At 73.0% G+C, this 18,267-nt stretch carries 15 protein-coding genes; 6 read left to right on the top strand and 9 right to left on the bottom strand.

Annotated elements, in window-relative coordinates; genetic code table 11:
- Window positions 1-78 precede the first annotated feature (78 nt).
- Entirely contained in the window at window positions 79-825 is a 747-nt protein-coding gene (locus ASG28_RS15030) for a phosphotransferase (protein WP_235477947.1), read from the bottom strand.
- 3 nt (window positions 826-828) lie between these two features.
- A complete protein-coding gene (locus ASG28_RS15025; RefSeq protein WP_055977946.1) occupies window positions 829-1,494 on the bottom strand; it encodes a TetR family transcriptional regulator in 666 nt (221 codons plus the stop codon).
- A 302-nt stretch (window positions 1,495-1,796) separates the two neighbouring features.
- Here ASG28_RS15025 and ASG28_RS15020 point away from each other — a divergent pair, with 302 nt between their 5' ends.
- The 3 genes from ASG28_RS15020 to ASG28_RS15010 all read left to right on the top strand — a co-directional run bounded on the left by ASG28_RS15020 (window position 1,797) and on the right by ASG28_RS15010 (window position 7,275).
- Entirely contained in the window at window positions 1,797-4,391 is a 2,595-nt protein-coding gene (locus tag ASG28_RS15020; RefSeq protein WP_082454796.1) for an ATP-binding protein, read from the top strand.
- A 5-nt stretch (window positions 4,392-4,396) separates the two neighbouring features.
- Window positions 4,397-5,164: a response regulator gene (locus ASG28_RS15015; protein WP_055978159.1), complete on the top strand. Its 768-nt coding sequence runs from the start codon at window positions 4,397-4,399 to the stop codon at window positions 5,162-5,164.
- 131 nt (window positions 5,165-5,295) lie between these two features.
- Entirely contained in the window at window positions 5,296-7,275 is a 1,980-nt protein-coding gene (locus tag ASG28_RS15010) for an amino acid transporter (protein ID WP_369814177.1), read from the top strand.
- Between the two features lie 150 nt (window positions 7,276-7,425).
- Here ASG28_RS15010 and ASG28_RS15005 read toward each other — a convergent pair whose 3' ends face one another.
- Window positions 7,426-8,472: a hypothetical protein gene (locus ASG28_RS15005; RefSeq protein ID WP_055977937.1), complete on the bottom strand. Its 1,047-nt coding sequence runs from the start codon at window positions 8,470-8,472 to the stop codon at window positions 7,426-7,428.
- Between the two features lie 322 nt (window positions 8,473-8,794).
- Here ASG28_RS15005 and glgX point away from each other — a divergent pair, with 322 nt between their 5' ends.
- Window positions 8,795-10,852, top strand: coding sequence for a glycogen debranching protein GlgX (gene glgX / locus ASG28_RS15000; RefSeq protein WP_055977934.1), 2,058 nt, complete (start codon window positions 8,795-8,797; stop codon window positions 10,850-10,852).
- Between the two features lie 140 nt (window positions 10,853-10,992).
- Here glgX and ASG28_RS14995 read toward each other — a convergent pair whose 3' ends face one another.
- The 3 genes from ASG28_RS14995 to ASG28_RS14985 form a co-directional block, all read right to left on the bottom strand.
- The gene (locus ASG28_RS14995; RefSeq protein ID WP_055977931.1) at window positions 10,993-11,262 is read right to left on the bottom strand and encodes a hypothetical protein; all 270 of its coding nucleotides are present in this window, start codon (window positions 11,260-11,262) and stop codon (window positions 10,993-10,995) included.
- A gap of 304 nt (window positions 11,263-11,566) precedes the next feature.
- Window positions 11,567-12,499 carry an aminodeoxychorismate lyase gene (locus ASG28_RS14990; protein WP_235477944.1) on the bottom strand — a complete coding sequence of 311 codons (933 nt, stop codon included), beginning with the start codon at window positions 12,497-12,499 and terminating at the stop codon, window positions 11,567-11,569.
- A 374-nt stretch (window positions 12,500-12,873) separates the two neighbouring features.
- Window positions 12,874-13,293, bottom strand: a complete 420-nt coding sequence (locus ASG28_RS14985; protein ID WP_055977928.1) for a hypothetical protein — start codon at window positions 13,291-13,293, stop codon at window positions 12,874-12,876.
- A 58-nt stretch (window positions 13,294-13,351) separates the two neighbouring features.
- On the opposite strand from ASG28_RS14985, the gene ASG28_RS14980 reads away from it, so the two are divergent.
- On the top strand, window positions 13,352-14,005 hold the full coding sequence (locus tag ASG28_RS14980) for an HAD-IA family hydrolase (protein WP_055977925.1): 654 nt from the start codon (window positions 13,352-13,354) through the stop codon (window positions 14,003-14,005).
- Window positions 14,006-14,091: 86 nt separating this feature from the next.
- On the opposite strand, the gene ASG28_RS14975 is transcribed toward ASG28_RS14980, so the two are convergent.
- From ASG28_RS14975 to ASG28_RS14965, 3 genes are all read right to left on the bottom strand, one after another.
- Window positions 14,092-15,108 (bottom strand): NAD-dependent epimerase/dehydratase family protein, encoded by a 1,017-nt coding sequence (locus ASG28_RS14975; RefSeq protein ID WP_055977921.1) that lies wholly within the window; start codon window positions 15,106-15,108, stop codon window positions 14,092-14,094.
- 313 nt (window positions 15,109-15,421) lie between these two features.
- The gene (locus ASG28_RS14970; RefSeq protein ID WP_055977919.1) at window positions 15,422-16,288 is read right to left on the bottom strand and encodes a metallophosphoesterase family protein; all 867 of its coding nucleotides are present in this window, start codon (window positions 16,286-16,288) and stop codon (window positions 15,422-15,424) included.
- A 148-nt stretch (window positions 16,289-16,436) separates the two neighbouring features.
- Window positions 16,437-16,832, bottom strand: coding sequence for a hypothetical protein (locus ASG28_RS14965; protein ID WP_055977916.1), 396 nt, complete (start codon window positions 16,830-16,832; stop codon window positions 16,437-16,439).
- 571 nt (window positions 16,833-17,403) lie between these two features.
- On the opposite strand from ASG28_RS14965, the gene ASG28_RS14960 reads away from it, so the two are divergent.
- Complete coding sequence (locus ASG28_RS14960) at window positions 17,404-17,823, top strand: YchJ family protein (protein WP_055977913.1); 420 nt, start codon at window positions 17,404-17,406, stop codon at window positions 17,821-17,823.
- Window positions 17,824-18,267: the final 444 nt, after the last annotated feature.

Here is an 18,267-nt window from a genome sequence, read left to right as displayed (position 1 = left end):
GGGACCGGCACCGCGCCTCCTCGTCCCGGGGCGGTGCGGTCGACGCCGTCACGGACGACCGCAGGAGGCGCGCGCGGGTCAGTCGCGCAGGGTCGCCAGGTACACGGCCTCGCGCTCGTACCCGTCCGCGTCGTCGGCGAGCTGGGGGTTGCCCAGCTCGACCGCCTTGTCGCGGCTCATCTCGGCGAGGTCGTGCAACCGGACGATCGCGACTCGCAGCACGTCGGCCCAGGTCGCCTCGCTGCCGTAGGCGTCGAGGAGCAGCCGCACCCGCCGCTCGGCGTCGGCCATGCCGGGGGCGTTGGGCGGCGTGCGGTCCGTGAGGGGGACCGCACGGGTCGCGTAGTAGGCGAGGTCCCACAGGCGCGGTCCGGGCGAGGCGAAGTCGAAGTCGATCGCGCCGACGACGTGGCCGGCGGCGTCGTAGGCGAGGTTGTGCGGCGAGAAGTCGTTGTGGCAGATCACCTCGGACGGCACCTTCGCCGGGGCCTGCCAGACGGCGCCGTCGAGGCCGAAACCGATGCTGGCGTCGTGGAGGCGGCGCAGCAGTCGGGCTCCCTCGACCAGGGCCTCGTCGGTGAAGACGTGGTCGGGCAGCGGATACACGGGCACGTCGGCGTCGACGAAGCTGAGTCGTTCGCGTCCGCCCTCGATGCCCAGTGGCCGGGGGATGCCGTCCACGCCCGCGCGGGACAGGTACCTCAGGTGGCGGTGGACGGTGGGGGTCCAGGGCCCGGCCACCCGGAGGATGGTGTCGCCCTGTCGGACGACCGCGTTCATGTTCCCGCCGGCCAGGACCTCGCCGGCCGGCATCGCGTCGTCCACGACTCAGGCGAGGGGGCCGAAGCCGGTGCGGAAGCGGTCGAAGGTCGTCACCCAGTAGGCGCGCAGGGCGTCGACGCGTTCGTCGTCGGTCGTCGCGTCGGCCCACGGATCGTAGACGCCGCGCAGCACGGCGATGACGGCACCCCAGGTCGAGTGGATCAGCAGGGACGTGGTCAGGGTGTCTCGCGAGGGGCCGACGGCCAGGGCGATGACGTCGCCGATGCGCTCGGTCATGGGTACACCGACGGCGAGCACGTAGGGCAGCAGGGGCTCGTGGGTCCGCAGAAGGTGGCGGAGGCTGATCATGTAGTCGACGAGCTGGGTGTCGACGGCCGACAGCAGCAGGAGTTCGAGCAGATCGATGTCGGTGCCCTCGAAGGAGGCCAGCATGGACAGGTCCGAGGCGTCGACCGCGGCACCCGCCTTGTTGAGCAGCACCGAGGCCACGGCGTCTTCCTTGCACGAATAGTGGTTGGCGAAGGTCCGCCTTGAGTAACCGGCCAAGGCGGTGACGTCCTCGACGACGAACCCGTCGAAGCCCTTCTCGGTCGCCAATCGGAAGGCCGCGTCGGCGAGCCCGCGGCTCGTCGCCCGACGCTTCTCGTCGCGCCCGCCGACCGCTTCCGTCGCGAACCGGGTCAGGTCGCCACGCGCTGGGGTCTGCTGCATCGGACCATGGTGCCGAAACTTCCTGGGAATTTCCATGCCCATTGGGCAACGGGGCCTCGAGATCGCGTATCCTGCAAGAGTCCGATTCGGGTCGGACGGCCTCGAGAGACACCAGGCACACAACCCCCTGTGAGATCGCGCAGGGTCGCGTCGGGTGCGACCCTCCAGCTGAACCACGGAGGGGGCCCGGTCCTCTCGAGACACACGCCTCGTGGCCCCCGTGGTCACGGGGCGTTCCCGTGTGCCCGGCGAGTGCTCCCCGTCCGGCACGCTCGGGTCCGCGGGAGTGACAGGCTGGGCCCATGAAGCGAGGGCGGTTGCGGGTGCTGCTGGGGGCGGCACCCGGCGTGGGCAAGACGTACACGATGCTCGAAGAGGGCGCACGGCTGCGGGCGGAGGGGGTCGACGTCGTCGTGGCCGTCGTCGAGACGCACGGGCGTCGGGCGACCGCGGCACTGGTCGGCGACCTCGAGGTCGTGCCCCGCCGGGCGGTCGTGCACCGCGGCGTCGCGTTGGACGAACTCGACCTGGAGGCGGTGCTCGCGCGGGCCCCGCAGCTCGCGCTCGTCGACGAGCTCGCCCACACGAACGCCCCCGGCTCCACCCACGAGAAGCGCTGGCAGGACGTCGAGGCCCTCCTCGTCGCCGGCATCGACGTCGTCTCGACCGTCAACGTGCAGCACGTCGACTCGCTCACCGACGTGGTCGAACGCATCACCGGGGCGACCCAGCGCGAGACCGTGCCCGACGCCGTGCTCAGGGCCGCGGACCAGGTCGAACTCGTCGACCTCGCCCCACAGGCCCTGCGCGACCGGCTGGCCGAGGGCGTCGTCTACCCGGCCGACCGGGTCGACGCGGCGCTCTCGAACTACTTCCGCCTCGGCAACCTCACGGCGCTCCGCGAGCTGGCGCTGCTCTGGCTAGCCGACGAGGTCGACAGCGCGCTCAAGGCCTACCGGGACGAGCACGGCATCGACAGCACGTGGGAGGCCCGGGAGCGCGTCGTCGTCGCCCTGACCGGCGGACCCGAGGGCGAGACGTTGATCCGCCGGGGCGCCCGCATCGCCGCCCGGTCGTCCGGAGGGGAGCTCGTCGCCGTGCACGTCAGTGCCCAGGACGGCCTGCGGCAGGGAGCGCCCGGAGCCCTGGCGGCGCAGCGGGCCCTGGTCGAGAAACTCGGCGGCACGTACCACCAGGTCGTCGGCTCGGACGTGCCCCGCGCGCTCGTCGACTTCGCCCGTGGCGTGAACGCCTCGCAGCTGGTGATCGGCGTCAGCCGGCGGGGGCGCCTGGCTGCGGCGTTGACCGGGCCCGGCATCGGCTCGACCGTGATCCGCGAGTCCGGTCGCATCGACGTGCACATCGTCACCCACGCCTCGGCCGGTCGCGAGCGGGTGCTGCCGCGACTCGGCGGGGCCCTGTCGCGGCGTCGCGTGATCGCAGGCTTCGTGCTCGCCCTGGTGGCGGGGCCGCTGCTCACCGGGCTGCTGGCCGGGCACCGCTCCGAGGACGGCATCGCGGGCACGGTGCTGGTCTTCCAGCTGCTGGTCGTGGTGGTCGCCGTCACGGGAGGCATCTGGCCGGCCCTGCTCGCGGCGCTGCTCTCGGGGGTGACGCTCGACCTCTTCTTCATCGCGCCGATCTACCAGCTGACCATCGCCGAACCGCTGCACCTGGCAGCACTCGTGCTGTACGTGCTGAACGCCGCCATCGTCAGCTACGTGGTCGACCAGGCCGCCCGCCGCAGTCGCGCCGCCGCCCGGGCACTCGCCGAGACCGAGTTGCTCGCCACGGTCGCGGGCAGCGTGCTGCGCGGCCAGGACGCCCTGCAGGCCCTGATCGGGCGCACCCGCGAGGCCCTGGGCATGACCCGGGTGCGCGTCGTCCAGGGCGGGGTCCAGATCGGGGAGGCGCGGCTCGCCGACGACGGACGTCCCGCACCCGGGTCCCCGGCCGAGACCACCACGTCGATCGCCGCGGGCGCCGACGCGACCCTCGAGCTGACCGGACCGGCGCTCCAGGCAGCCGACCGGCGCCTCCTGGACGTCGTCGCCGCGCAGGTCGAGGCGGCCCTCGAGCACTCCGAGCTGAGCCGGGCCGCCGGCCAGGTCGCCCCGTTGGCCGAGGTCGACCGCATGCGCAGCGCCCTGCTCGCCGCCGTCGGCCACGACCTGCGCCGCCCCCTGGCCGCCGCCACGGCCGCCGTCAGCGGACTGCGGCAGACCGACGTCGCCTGGAGCGACGCCGACCGCGACGAGCTGCTCTCCACCGCCCACGAGAGCCTCGACTCGCTCTCGACCCTCGTCACCGACCTGCTCGACGTCAGCCGCGTGCAGGCGGGGGCGCTCGCCGTGACGCCCGCGGACGTCGACCTCGACGAGGTCGTGCTCGGCGCGCTCGACGAGCTGGGCCTGGGGCCGGCCGACGTCGAGTTGGCGCTGCGGGCGACGGTGCCGCCGGTGCGGGCCGACGCCGTGCTGCTGCAGCGCGTGGTCGTCAACCTGCTCGACAACGCCCTGCGCCACTCGCCGCCGGACGCGGGCGTCCGCATCTCGACGAGCGCCTTCGGCGACCGGGTCGAGCTGCGGGTGGTGGACCGCGGCCCCGGCGTCCCGGTCGAACGGCGGGACGAGATCATGGTCGCGTTCCAGCGGCTGGGCGACACCGACAACGGCACGGGGCTCGGGCTCGGCCTCGCGCTGAGCAAGGGATTCGTCGAGGCGATGGGCGGCACGCTCGCGCTCGACGACACCCCGGGCGGCGGGCTGACCATGGTGGTCGGGCTGCCGGTGGCCGGGCCTCAGGTGGCCGAGCCTCAGGAGGCCGGGCCTCAGGTGGCGGGGCACGCCGGGCCGACCGGGGCGACCGGGGACGATCGGGTACGGTCGGCCACGTGAGTGCCGTGAAGATCTTGATCGCCGACGACGACCCGCAGATCCTGCGGGCGCTCAAGGTGACCCTCGGCGCGCGCGGCTACGACGTCGTCACGGCCGGCGACGGGCGCGAGGCACTCGACCTGGCGGCGACCCAGCACCCCGACCTCGTCATGCTCGACCTCGGCATGCCGCACCTCGACGGGGTCGAGGTGATCGCCGGCCTGCGCGGCTGGTCGACCGTCCCGATCCTCGTCGTGTCGGGCCGGACCGACGCCGCCGACAAGGTCGAGGCGCTGGACGCCGGCGCCGACGACTACGTCACGAAGCCCTTCTCGATGGACGAACTGCTCGCCCGCATCCGGGCGCAGACCCGCCGACTGCCGTCCGGCACCGACGACGAGCAGCCCGTCGTGGCGTTCGGCGACGTGCAGGTCGACCTCGCGGCCAAGACCGTGGTGCGTCGGGCGGCCGCGGCCGGCGCTGCGGGGGCGGCCGGGGGCGGGGGCACCGGCGGCGAGTCGGTGCGACTGACGCCGACCGAGTGGAAGATCCTCGAGCTGCTGCTGCACAGCCCCGACAAGCTGATCACGCGCGAGACCATCCTGACCGAGGTCTGGGGCCCCTTCCACGCGAAGGACACCGGCTACCTGAGGCTCTACTTCGCCCAACTCCGCAAGAAGCTCGAGCCCGTGCCGGCCGCCCCCCGGCACCTCGTCACGGTGCTCGGCATGGGCTACCGCTTCGTGCCCGACGCCGGCGCCGATGCCGACGCGCAGGCCGTCCAGGGGTCGTGACCGCGGTCGCCGCCGGGATCCTCACGGTTTCCTAACACCGGACGACACCACCGGGAGGCGCGGGAGGCCTAACGTGGCAGAGCGCGTGCCTGCCTCCCGGCCGGTGCGCCCCGCACGTCCGAGAGGAACCCGTGTCCGCGCAGCCCGAGTCACCCGCCAGGGTCGAACCGCCGACCCCGCACGCGACCAAGCGACGGATGCGCAGCTGGCTGCTGCACGGCCTCACCGAGACCGCGGGCACCCACCAGGGCCCGCACGCCGAGACCCCGGAGAAGACCCACTCGTGGTGGCGCGTGATGTGCCTGACCGGCGTCGACTACTTCTCGACCCTCGGGTACCAGCCGGCCATCGCGGCCGTCGCGGCCGGTCTGCTCTCGCCGCTCGCGACCATCGTGCTCGTGCTGCTGACCCTCTTCGGCGCCCTGCCGGTCTACCGCCGGGTCGCCCGCGAGAGCCCCCGCGGCGAGGGGTCGATCGCGATGCTCGAGCGCCTGCTGCCCTGGTGGGGCGGCAAGCTCTTCGTCCTCGTGTTGCTCGGCTTCGCCGCCACCGACTTCATGATCACCATCACCCTGTCGGCGGCCGACGCCACGGCACACGCGGTCGAGAACCCCTTCGCGCCGTCCTGGTTCCACGGGGCCGAGGTGCCGCTGACGCTCGTACTCGTCGCCTTGCTCGCCGCCGTCTTCCTGCGTGGGTTCCGCGAGGCGATCGGCATCGCGGTCGTGCTCGTCGCGATCTTCCTGACCCTCAACCTCGTCGTCATCGCCGTCTCGCTCTTCCACATCGGCGAGAACCCGGTCGTCATCGGCAACTGGTGGGACGCCCTGACGGTGCAGCACGGCAACCCCTTCGTCATGGTCGGCATCGCCCTGATCGTCTTCCCGAAGCTGGCCCTCGGCCTGTCGGGCTTCGAGACCGGGGTGGCGGTCATGCCGCAGATCACCGGCGACCCGACCGACACCCCGGCCAAGCCGGTGGGGCGCATCCGCGGGGCCCGGCGCCTGCTCGCCACGGCCGCGATCATCATGAGCTCGTTCCTCATCCTGTCGAGCTTCGTCACGACCCTCCTGATCCCTCAGGCCGAGTTCCAGGCCGGCGGGTCGGCCAACGGTCGCGCCCTGGCGTTCCTGGCGCACCAGTACCTCGGCGACGGCTTCGGCACGCTCTACGACGTCAGCACCATCTGCATCCTGTGGTTCGCCGGAGCGTCGGCCATGGCCGGGCTGCTCAACCTCGTGCCGCGCTACCTGCCGCGCTACGGCATGGCGCCGCAGTGGGCGCGGGCCGTCCGTCCCCTCGTGCTCGTCTTCACGGTGATCGCGTTCGTCATCACCATCGTGTTCGAGGCGGACGTGGACGCCCAGGGCGGGGCCTACGCGACGGGAGTGCTCGTGTTGATCACCAGCGCCTCCGTGGCCGTGACGCTGTCGGCGCGACGGGCGCGCCAGCGCAAGCGGACGATCGGCTTCGGAATCGTCGCCCTCGTGTTCGTCTACACGACCGTCACCAACGTCGTCGAGCGCCCCGACGGCGTGCGCATCGCCGCGATCTTCATCATCGGGATCATCGCGGTGTCGCTCGTCTCGCGGGTGCAGCGCTCGTTCCAACTGCGGGCGACGTCGGTCACCCTCGACGACACCGCCCTCTCGTACGTGCGTGAGGACGCCGACGAGTACGGCACGATCCGCGTCATCGCCCACGAGCCGGGGCGCGAGGTCGCCGAGATCTACAAGAAGAAGCTGTCGGCCGAGCGCAAGTACAGCGGCATCCCGCAGCGCTCGCCGGTCATCTTCCTCGAGGTCCACAAGGGCGACTCGTCGAACTTCGAGGAGGACCTCGTCGTCACCGGGCACGCCCTGCACGGCTACCGGGTGCTGCGCACGACGAGCGGTGCGGTGCCGAACGCCGTGGCCAGCGTGCTGCTGGCGATCCGCGACGAGACCGGCGTCGTGCCCGACATCTACTTCGAGTGGACCGAGGGCAATCCGCTGTCGAACATGGGGCGGTTCTTCCTGACCGGGGTGGGCGAGGTCGCCCCGGTGACCCGCGAGGTGCTGCGCCGGGCCGAGCCCTCGCGCAGCCGCCGCCCCGACGTGCACGTCAGCTAGCCGCCCCGCCGCGCCCGTCCGGGTCCCGTTCCGCGCCCCGCGCCCCGCGCCTCCCCTCCCACCTGCCCGCTCTGCCGCCCCCGCCCCATGTCGCACCCGGTTTCGAACGATGCACCCAGAAGCTTCTGGGTGCATCGTTCGAAACCGGGTTCATGAGGCGTCACCGCGGAAGCGACGAGCGGCTTCGCGGGCGGCGGCCGTGACACGGCGGGGGTCGAGTCGCACGTGGGCGTCACCGAGCAGGCCGGCGAGTCGCGCGGGCGCCACGAGATCGAGGTACTCGCAGTTCACGACGGCGCGCACCTCGGGCAGTTCGCACAGGGCCCGATCACGTCGTGTCCGGTCGCGGATCACCTCGGCGGGCGTCCGGCCGGCGAGCATGCGTGGATCGGTCAACTTCACGAGGCCGTTGAACTCGACGGCCACACCGTGGGCGGCAAGGAAGACGTCGCACCGTGCGATCCGCCCGTCCGCGAGGCGGAACTCCCGTTGCAGCTCGACGTTCGAGAGGCCGAGTTCGAACAGGGCCACGCGGAGGAGCGATTCGCCGCCGTTCTCGGCGAACGGTGAGGCGAATTGGAAGGCACGGCGTGCTGCGCGATTTCCCGGGTGTGTGGTGGGACCGAGCCTGCCGAGCAAGGCCTCGCGTTCGCTTCGGAGGGCGGCGGCCACCACGGGCCCGGTCCGATGTCCGTTCGGCAGGACCAGTCGGCGAAGGACCGCGTCCGAGCACAGGACGGCCTCGGCGAAGGAGGCCGTCCGGGCGACGTCGACCGCCGTCCGCCTCAGCCCGGTGACCGACAACTCGCCGAGACGCACGAGTTCGTCGGCCGGCACGTCCCCCGGGCGTCGAAGGAGGTGGGAGGACGCCTTGGTCGAGGTGCGGCGTCGGTCCGTGACGGTGACGGTGTCGTCGAACTCGTCATGGACGCGGGGAAGGTCGAGCGCGGCGACGGCAGAGACGTGGGAGATCGCGCAGTTCCGCGCGGGGCCGGCTGCCAGAGCTCGCGTCAGGAGGACGTGCCGCCCCCGGGAGTCCAGCTGCCCCCAGTCCGATGCCGCCGCGTAGACGCCACGGTGGATGCGAACGAGCGAGCCGTCGGCGACGCCGGAACGCAGGGCGACCGTCTCGGGGGCGCCGTCGCCGTGCGTCGCCGCGAATCGCAGTTCGCATCTCATCGGGTCGGGGTTCTCCACGGGGCCATGGTCTCGAACGCCGTCCCGGCGCCGGAGCCGCGCCTCCTGACCTGCGGAGAACTCGTCCTGGAGCCGGACGGTGCGGGAGGCGACGCGGTCGCGATGAACCCGGTTTCGATCGATGCACCCAGAAGCTTCCGGGTGCATCGATCGAAACCGGGTTTATGGGCGGGGAGGAGGCGGGGGCGGGCAGGCAGGAGGGGCGGGGCGGGAAGCGGGGGAGCGGGGGAGGCGCGGGGCGGGGCGGGACGGGCAGGACACTTCGGCGGGGTACGGCGCTCAGCTTGGCCGCCGGCAGCGCTCCTCCTGTACTGCTGGGAGCATGACCGACTCCCGCTCCTTGCCCTACCCCCTCGGCGTGACGCCCCTGCCCGACGGCGGCGCCCACGTCGCGGTGTACTCCGAGACCGCCGACCACGTCTGGTTCTGCCTGTTCGACGACGAGGCCGACGGCGGCACCGAGCGCCGCTTCGAGCTGACGAACCGCACCGGTCACGTCTTCCACGCCGTGGTCGAGGAGGCGCGGGTCGGCTCGCGCTACGGCCTCCGTGTCGCAGGCCCCTGGGACCCGGCGAACGGCCTCCGCCACAACGAGCACAAGCTGCTGCTCGACCCCTACGCGACCGCGCTCGACGGCACGTTCGACTGGGGCCAGGCCGTCTTCGGCCACGACATGAACGAGCCCGAGAACCGTGACGACACGGACTCCGCCTCCGCCATGCCGCGCAACGTCATCGCCGACCGCGACTTCGACTGGGGCGACGACGAGCGCCCGCTGACGACCATGGAGGACACCGTCGTCTACGAGGTGCACGTCAAGGGCTTCACGCAGACGCACCCCGACGTGCCCGAGGACATCCGCGGCACCTACGCCGGCATGGGTCACCCCGCCGCGATCAAGCACTTCACCGACCTGGGCGTCACGGCGGTCGAGCTGCTGCCGACGCACCAGTTCGTGCAGGACAGCCACCTCGAGGAGAAGGGCCTCCGCAACTACTGGGGCTACAACTCGATCGGCTTCTTCGCCCCCCACGACGAGTACGCGTCGAAGGCCGCGGGCACGGCAGGCGGCCAGGTCGCCGAGTTCAAGCAGATGGTGAAGGACCTCCACGCCGCCGGCCTCGAGGTGTGGATGGACGTCGTCTACAACCACACGGCCGAGGGCAACCACATGGGCCCGACCATCTCGTTCAAGGGCATCGACAACGCCGCCTACTACCGCCTGGTCGAGGGCGACGAGGGCAACTACTTCGACACGACCGGCACGGGCAACAGCCTCAACGTCAGCCACCCGGCGGCGCTCGGCCTGATCATGGACAGCCTGCGCTACTGGGTCACCGAGATGCACGTCGACGGCTTCCGCTTCGACCTCGCCACGACCCTCACCCGTCAGGGCGGCGAAGCCAGCGAGCACAGTGCGTTCCTCACCTTGATCCACCAGGACCCGGTGCTGCAGAGCGTCAAGATGATCGCCGAGCCGTGGGACACCGCCGGCTACCAGGTGGGTGGCTTCCCGGCCGACTGGTCCGAGTGGAACGGCAAGTTCCGTGACGACGTCCGCGAGTTCTGGAACGGCGAACCCGGCGTCCTGTCGACGTTCTCGGACCGCGTCCTCGGCAGCCCCGACGTCTACGAGGGCGACCGCCGATCGCCGCTGTCGAGCGTCAACTTCGTCACCGCGCACGACGGCTTCACGCTCGCCGACCTGACGAGCTACGCCGAGAAGCACAACGAGGAGAACGGCGAGGACAGCCAGGACGGCGAGAGCGACAACAAGTCGTTCAACGGCGGCGCCGAAGGGCCCACCGACGACCCCGCGGTCAACGAGTACCGCGACCGTCAGCGCCGCAACTTCCTCGGCACGTTGCTGCTCAGCGCCGGCGTCCCGATGATCCTCGGTGGCGACGAGATCGCGCGCAGCCAGGGCGGCAACAACAACGCCTACTGCCAGGACAGCGAGATCTCGTGGTTCGACTGGGAGCGCGCCGACCGCGACCTGCTCGCCTTCACGACCGAGCTGATCACGCTGCGTCGCGAGAACCCGGCCCTGCGCCCCGACTGGTTCCGCTACGCCCCCGAGGTCGAGAGCGACGACCACGTGCAGGTGCGCCGTGCCGACGACCACTCGTTCTCGAGCGGTGACTGGCAGCAGGGCGAGAACAAGGCGATCACGTTCGTGCTGACCCACAAGGACGCCGACGCGTTCGCCTACCTCGTCAACGGTTCGACCGCGGTCGTCGAGTTCAACGTGCCCGACGCGCCTCACGGCGAGTGGGAGCTCGCCTCGTCGAGCGACCCCGGCCAGCAGGTCGAGGGCGCCGTCACGACGCTGCTCGTGCGCGACGCGAGCTTCACGCTGCTGCGGAGCCGCGCCTCCTAGGCTCGACGACGCGAGCGCAGGAGGCGCGGTGCGGGTCCTCGGGACCGGCACCGCGCCTCCTTCGTCCACCGGGCACACGAAAGACCGCCGCCCCGAGGGGACGGCGGTCGTCGCGTGGGCCGGCCGGGGCCGGACCGGGATCAGGCGCTGGCGAGCTGCTGCTCCGCGGGGGCGAAGAAGTCGGCGTAGCTGGGGCCCGGAGTGATGTCGACGACGGTCCCGCAGACGACGGGCTCACGGTCGGCCTGCGACCGGTCGGCCCGGACGGAGGGCCGACGCTTGGGGTAGACCTCGATGCGGGCGGCGGGCACCCGGCGGTCGGCCACGTAGTGACCGGTCACGTCGACGGAGCGACGGACGTGCGCCACGAGCTGGTCGTGGCCGAGACGGGCGAGGTCGGCGGCGTTCACGCCGAGGCCTCTGCCAGGAGGAGTGCGCTGATGTCGATCGGCTCGGTGGGAGCCAGGTCGTGCGCGAGGGGGTGGTGCCCGGAGGCGTGGACGATGTTCATTGTTCAGCTCATCTCTGCGGCCCTGCGACCGCGTGAGGAACGGGGTGGAGCGGGTCGCGTCGCCGTGAATCGACGCGTTCCCGACTCTCGCAGGTCGCCGTTCGATCGCCACCATCGGCCGACGCATCGTTCGCAAGGTGGACATTCGTTCGAACGACGGTCGTGGCCGCGCGGTGTGTCCCGCCCCGAGCAGTGAGCCGGGCTCAGTCGCGACGGGCCCAGAGCGCCTCGACGAGCGTCGTCGTCAGCTCGTGGTCGATCGCGAACGGCCGCCCGTCGAGGTCCGACACCGGGGCGATCTGACGCCCGCTCGACAGCAGCCACAGGGCGTCGGCCTCGTGCACGCGGGCGAGGGGCAGCAGCTCGTACGCGGTCTCGTGGCCGAGGTCGGCCAGGGCGTCGAACACGGCGGCCTGCGTCGTGCCCTCGAGGATGCCCTGGTCGGTGCGCGGCGTGACGAAGCGGTCGCCGAAACGCGCGACGAGCGAGGCCGACGGCCCCTCGAGCGCGTACCCGTCGCTGCTGACGAAGAGCACGTCGTCGGCACCCCGGCGGGCGGCCTCGCGCAGGACGCTCTTGTTCACGGCGTACGAGAGGGTCTTCGCGCCCTGGAGCAGCCACGGCGAGGTCTGCGCGACGTCGTGCCGGTAGCCGCGGTCGAGCGCCACGACGCGGATGCCGTCGCGGCGCTCGGCGGCGTGGTCCTCGTAGACCTCGGTGCGCGCCCAGGCGGTCGGTTCGCTGTCGGGCACGCCCTCGAGGCCGCGCGTCACGATCAACTTGGTCAGCGCGAACGGCACCGGCGCGTGGGCGGCGGCGGAGGCGAGCACCGCCTCGCGGATCAGGTCGAGGTCGAGGTCGGGCAGGTCGAGCAGCGCCGCCGAGCGGGCCAGGCGGCGCAGGTGCGGCTCGAGCGCCTGGACGGCTCCGTCGACGACGCCGAACGCCTCGAAGATGCCGTCGCCGCGCGTCACGCCCAGGTCGACGACGTTCACGGTCGGCTCGGTCGCGTCGGCGACGTGCCACCCGGGGCCCTCGCCCCGGGCGCCGGCCCGGGCCCGGTCGATCACCACGAGCACGGGGGCAGGAGGCGCGGTGTCGGTCGTGGGGGAGGCGGCGGCAGCGGTGTCGGTCACGCCCTCGACCGTACCTCGGGCGCGAGTTTTCGCTTTGTGGACAGGCTGTGGACAATCGCTCGTGGTCGAGAGGTTAGACGGTCTCGCGACCTGGATCGGCCGAGCTGCTGCCCGGAGGTGGGCGCCGAGGTCTCCTTCGGCGGGTTGGCTAGCCTATCTAGCTATTTTGGGCGTCTGATCAGGGGTTTCCCGAGCGATGCGTTCTTGGCGTGCCCAGATTGCGGAGGTACCGTGAGCGAGCCCGCCCCTGGTGGGCGCGTGGTGCCCGGCGGGCCGAGAGCTTCTTCACGGGGCGGCCCGCCCGGCACCACACCACACGCACCGAAGGGCCGCACCGTCGAGACGGTGCGGCCCTTCGTGTCGGTGCGGAGGCGTCAGCCTCGGGGCCTCGGCGGTCCGGGCTTCGGGTGCGACGGGGCCGCGCCGTCAGCCGTGGAGCCGTCGGCGGGATCGGGTTCGCCGGGCTTGGGGTGCCCGGGGATCGAGTCGCCCGAGAGGTTGAGGTCGTCGGGGTCGACCTCGATGTCGCCGCCGTCGTCCGGTCCGCCCTCACCGGGCAGGGCCTGGACGGCGTCCAGGTCGGTGTCCTCGTCGACGGCGGGGGAGTCCTCGACGGCCGACCGCTGCATCTCGGCGGTGGTCGCCTCGCTCCGCGGGAAGTCGGCCGTCGGGTCGTCGGCGTCGCGACGGTCCGGCGCGGAGTCGGCGGTTCCGGCGTAGCCGACGCCGGCCGTGGTCGTCGACTCGTCGCGCGGGGTGGTGCCGGTCTGGGTGTCGTGCTCGTCTTCGTGCATGCCGGCACGGTACGCCGTGGGGGTGCGTGCCGCATGTGCGCCGGGGCAGACTGGCGACATGACGACCCTCACCTGCCGCGCCATCGTGTTCGACATGGACGGCACGCTCGTCGACTCCACGGCCGTCGTCGAACGCATCTGGGGCGACTTCGCCGCCGAGCACGGGCTCGACGTCGTCGAGCTGCTGGCGTTCGCCCACGGGCGGCAGACCCACGACACCGTCACGCGGTTCCTGCCCGGGTTGCCCGAGGTCGAGGCACGCGCGCTGACCCACGGGCTGCAGGCCGTCGAGGCCGGAACGCGGGACGGGACCGTCGAGATCCCGGGTGCGGCCGCCTTCCTGGCGGGCCTGCCGAACGACCGGGTGGCCCTGGTGACGAGCGCGAACCACGAGTTGGCGCGGTCGCGGATGGCCGAGGCGGGCGTGCCCTGGCCGGCGGTCGTGCTGGCCTCCGAGCAGGTGGCCGTGGGCAAACCCGCCCCGGACGGTTATCTGCTGGCTGCCGAGCTGCTCGGGGTCGACCCCGGTGAGGTCGTCGTCTTCGAGGACGCCGCGGCGGGGCTCGAGGCCGCCCGCGCCTCCGGAGCCTCGGTCGTCGTCGTCGGGGACCACGACGGCCCGGCCGCCGACGGGTTGCCGCGCGTCACCGGGTACGAGGGCGTGTCGGTGACCGTTCGGGAGGACGGACTGCTCGAGCTGACGCTGCCGTAGGGGCGGGCGGGCGGGCCGGACGGGCGGGGCGGCCGGGCAGCCGTGCCGGCTGCACGGGCTCTGCGGGCCCTGCCGGCGGCGGGCGATCAGCCGTTCAGCGGGTGCGAGCCCTCGTGGTTCGTGCGGTGGGCGAGGGCGTGGGCGAACTCGCGCAGGGTCTCGTCCGAGGTGTGACGGGGCGTCCAGCCGAGCACGGTGCGGGCCTTCTCGGTCGACATGACGGGGATCTTGGCCGCGATGTCGAGCCAGCCCGGTTCGGTCGGCTGCAGGCGGGCCAGCCAGGTGAGCTGTACGACCGCGCGCAGCAGGCGGTAGGGCACGGGCAGCAGGCGGGAGCCGAACGCCCGGGCGATGCGGTCGGGGTCGACCACGGGTTCGGCGGCGAGGTTGAACGCCCCGCCGGCACGGCGGTCGATCGCCCGCCAGAACGCGTCCGCGACGTCGCTCGCGTGCACGACCTGCGACACGAAGCGCGGGGCGAGCGGGATGAACGGGGGGCGCACGCGCTGCATCCACCGGGTGGGCACCCAGCGGCCGGCGAAGAGGCCGACGATCTCGCTCGCGGCGGCGGCCTGGAACACGAGGCCCGGACGCATGCGGGTCAGCGTGACCTCGGGGTGCTGTTCGGCGAAGGCGTCCATGACGCGCTCGTTGATCGACTTGTGCTTCGAGTAGCTCGAGCGGCGGACGCCCTTGGTCTTGTAGGTCTCGTCGACCCGGCGGCCCTTGGGGCCCCGGGAGTAGGCGCCGACCGACGACGCGACGAGCACGTGCGGCACACCGGCCCGGGCGGCGGCGTCGAGGACGTGCGAGGTGCCGAGCACGTTCGTGCGGTACATGACGGCCTTGCGGTGGCTCGGCTGCAGGGCCCAGCCGAGGTGCACGACGGCGTCGGCCCCCGCGAACGCGTGCTCGAGGGCCACGGGCGAGTCGTCGGCCCCGACGTCGATCGAGAACCAGGTGACCTCGCCGTACGGCGGCGTCGCCATGCGGGGACCGCGGCGGGCGACGCCGACGAGCGACGTCACCTCGGGTTCGGCCTGCAGGCGGGTGAGCAGGGCGGTGCCCAGGTTGCCCGTGGCTCCGACGACGACCACGCGCATGGGGGTCTCACTTTCACGACTCGACGATCGGCCTCGCGCCGACCCCGGGTGGGCGGCAGGCCTGCTCCGAGCCTACGCGCGGCCCCTGGGCGCGGGTCCGGCCCGGCCCTGCCTGGCCCGGCCCGGCCTGGCCCGGCCCGGCCCGGCCTGGCCCGGCCCGGCCTGGCCCGGCCCGGCCGGGCCTGGCCCCGCCCGGCCCGGCCGGGCCCGGGCTCGCCGAGATGTCACGACTTGCCGCTCACATCCGAACACGAGCGGCAAGTCGTGACATCTCGGCGGCGCGGGGGCGGGGCGAGGGCGGGGCGGGCCCGGGTCAGGCGGTGGGGGGAGGGCCGGCCTCGGCGGCGATGCGGGCGACGGCGGCCTCGTCGAGCGCGAACACCTCGTCGCCGTCGCGCCGGTCGCGCACGGGTACCGGGGTCGAGCGCACCGACCCGTCGGCCGACACCTCGACCACGGCGAACCCCGAGCCGCGCACGGCCCGTTCGGTGCCGACGGCGGCCAGCACGTCCGTGTCGTTCGCCACCCCGGGCGCGACCACCACGGGCACGCCCGACAGGTGGCCGACGATGTGGTGGTGGTAGTGCCCGGCGAGGACGACGCGGACGTCCGATCCCTCGAGGACCGCAGCCAGCGCCTCCGGGTCCTGCAGGGCGAGGGACTCGTGCAGGGTGGTCGGCGCCGCGATCGGCGGGTGGTGCAGCACGAGCACGCTGCCGCGCCCGGCGGGCGTCGCGAGCTCGTCGCGCAGCCAGGTGAGCTGCTCCGATCGCAGCAGGCCGTACCCGGCCCCGGGCACGGACGTGTCGAGCCCGATCACCCGCCACCCGTCGACGTCGCGCACGAGGTCGAGCGGTCGGGCCGGGTCGCCGCCGAGCACCTCGGCGAAGCCCTCGCGCACGTCGTGGTTGCCGGGCACGAGCACCACCTCGGCGCCGGCCGTGCGGGCCCAGGCGTCGGTGCGCTCTCGCAGGTGCCGGTAGGAGGCGCGGGTCCCGTCGTCCGACAGGTCACCCGACCCCACCAGCAGTCGCACCCCCTCGACCCGCGCGGCCTCCGCCAGCACGAGGTCGAGGGCCTCGGCCGTGTCGACGACGCCCTGGTGCAGGGCTCCGTCGGCGAGCAGGTGGGCGTCACTGAGGTGGACGATGCGGAGGGCTCCGGGCGGCAGGGCGTGCATGCCGCGACGCTACCGGGTGCGGGGTGGCAGCGGCACGGTGCTCGGGCGGCTCGGGCGGTCGAGTCGAACCACGGATGTGGCATCGAACCACGCAGATGGGTGGTTCGACACCACATCGATGGTGCGACCCCGGATGTGGCGGGCGGGCTCAGCCGCGGAACTGGTCGGCGGGGGCGAGGCGGCCGTGCACGCGGCGCCCGAGCTCGGCGAACATGTCGGTGATCGTCGCCCAGTCCTCGTGGGTCGGCGAGGTCGGTTCGACGAACAGGCCGTAGAACCGCCGGCCGCTGTTGAGGGACTCGACCAGGACGGTCTCGGAGCGGTCGAAGAACTGCGTCCCGTCCTGCTTCAGGGCGGACGCCCGGACGGGTTCGCCGGTCAGGTTGCAGAAGCCGGCCGACGCCAGGGCACGGGCGGTCTTGCGACGGGACAGCCGGGGCAGCACGGGGCTGGCCTCCGCCGCGCCCAGGACCGCACGCACGTGGGCGAACACGAGCTCTTGCTCGTGGACGGGGTGCGAGGCGGAGGTCGGCGAGATCGTCACCTCATCACCGTGGCAGGTCGAGGCACCCGGGGCGACGCCCAGTGCGGGGGCGGCCCCTTGGGGTGCGACCCGGACTGGGGAGCCGTCCCGGCGCGCCCGGCGCCCGCTGACGGTGTACCTCGGACCGCCGTGCGCGGCCGGTGTCGGCAATTCCGGGTTGGTGCAGCGTCGGGGGTGCCGGGGCGGGCGTGGTGCGGGTGGGCGGCGACACGGGGCAGGAGTTGCCGTCCGGGAGGTGCGGCGGGTGCGGGTGTGGGTGCGGCGTGGCTGGGCGGGGGTGGCGGGTGTCGGCAATTCCGGGTTGGTGCAGCGTCGGGGGTGCGGGGGTGGGCGTGGTGCGGGTGGGCGGCGGCACGGGGGAGGAGTTGCCGACGGGAGGTGCGGCGGGGGTGGCGGGTGTCGGCAATTCCGGGTTGGTGCAGCGTCGGGGGTGCGGGGGCGGGCGTGGTGCGGGTGCGCCGTGACAGGGGGCAGGAGTTGCCGACGGGGGTGGGACGACGGAGGCGGGTGCAGGGCTAGGACGAGGGAGGCGGGGGTGTCGGGGCGCGGGGACGTGCCGGAGAATTGCACGATGCCTCCTGCTGCTCCCCTCTACGGCCGCGACCTCGACGACTCGGCCCGGTGCCCCTGCCTCAGCGGCGAGACCTACGGGTCGTGCTGCGGACCGCTGCACCGGGGCACGACGCCCGCCCCGACGGCGGAACGGTTGATGCGCTCGCGGTACTCGGCGTTCGCGCTCGCTCGCGCCTCCTACCTGGTCGAGACCTGGCACCCGACGACGCGCCCGGCGACGCTCGAGGTCGACCCGGCCACGCGCTGGTTCCGGCTCGACGTCGTCCGGACGGAGGCGGGCGGGCCGTTCGACGCCGAGGGGACGGTCGAGTTCGAGGCGCACTTCCGTGACGCCGAGGGGGCCGGGTCCCAGCACGAGGTCAGTCGGTTCGTGAGGGTCGACCGACGGTGGCTCTACGTCGACGGAATCCCGGGCTGAGCCGGGGTGGGCGGAGCCGGGCCCACGAGATCCATGTCGGGCCGGGCAGCCCTGAGCTGAGCTGAGCTGAGCTGAGCCGGGCCGCACAAACGAGACCCGAGCCGAGTCGGGCCGACGCGAGCGCACGGTGCCGGCTCGGAGCAGTCGACGTGCAGGCGTCGGCATCGGGCGTCACGAAGAGGACGGCGGGTCCGTCGGGCCCGGCATCCTCTCCGTGACGCCGCCGGGCCGCAGGGAGAGCTTCACGGGCAGGGACCCACGGTCCGGACGACACCGATGCAGGGCTCGCACCCTCCATCTCGTCGAACGCTAGGCCGCACGATTTGGTCCGGTTCAGACGTGGACGCTCCTCACAGGGACGGGCGACGGGACGCGTGTTTCGGGGGACAGGACGCGTGATCCACGGCCGAGCGCACGACCCGGCCCACGGCTGAGCGCACGACA

Source organism: Frigoribacterium sp. Leaf415 (assembly GCF_001424645.1).
Classification (GTDB): Bacteria; Actinomycetota; Actinomycetes; order Actinomycetales; family Microbacteriaceae; genus Frigoribacterium.
The sequence above is the reverse complement of the archived record's forward strand: the minus strand, read 5'-3'. Positions and strand labels throughout refer to the sequence as shown.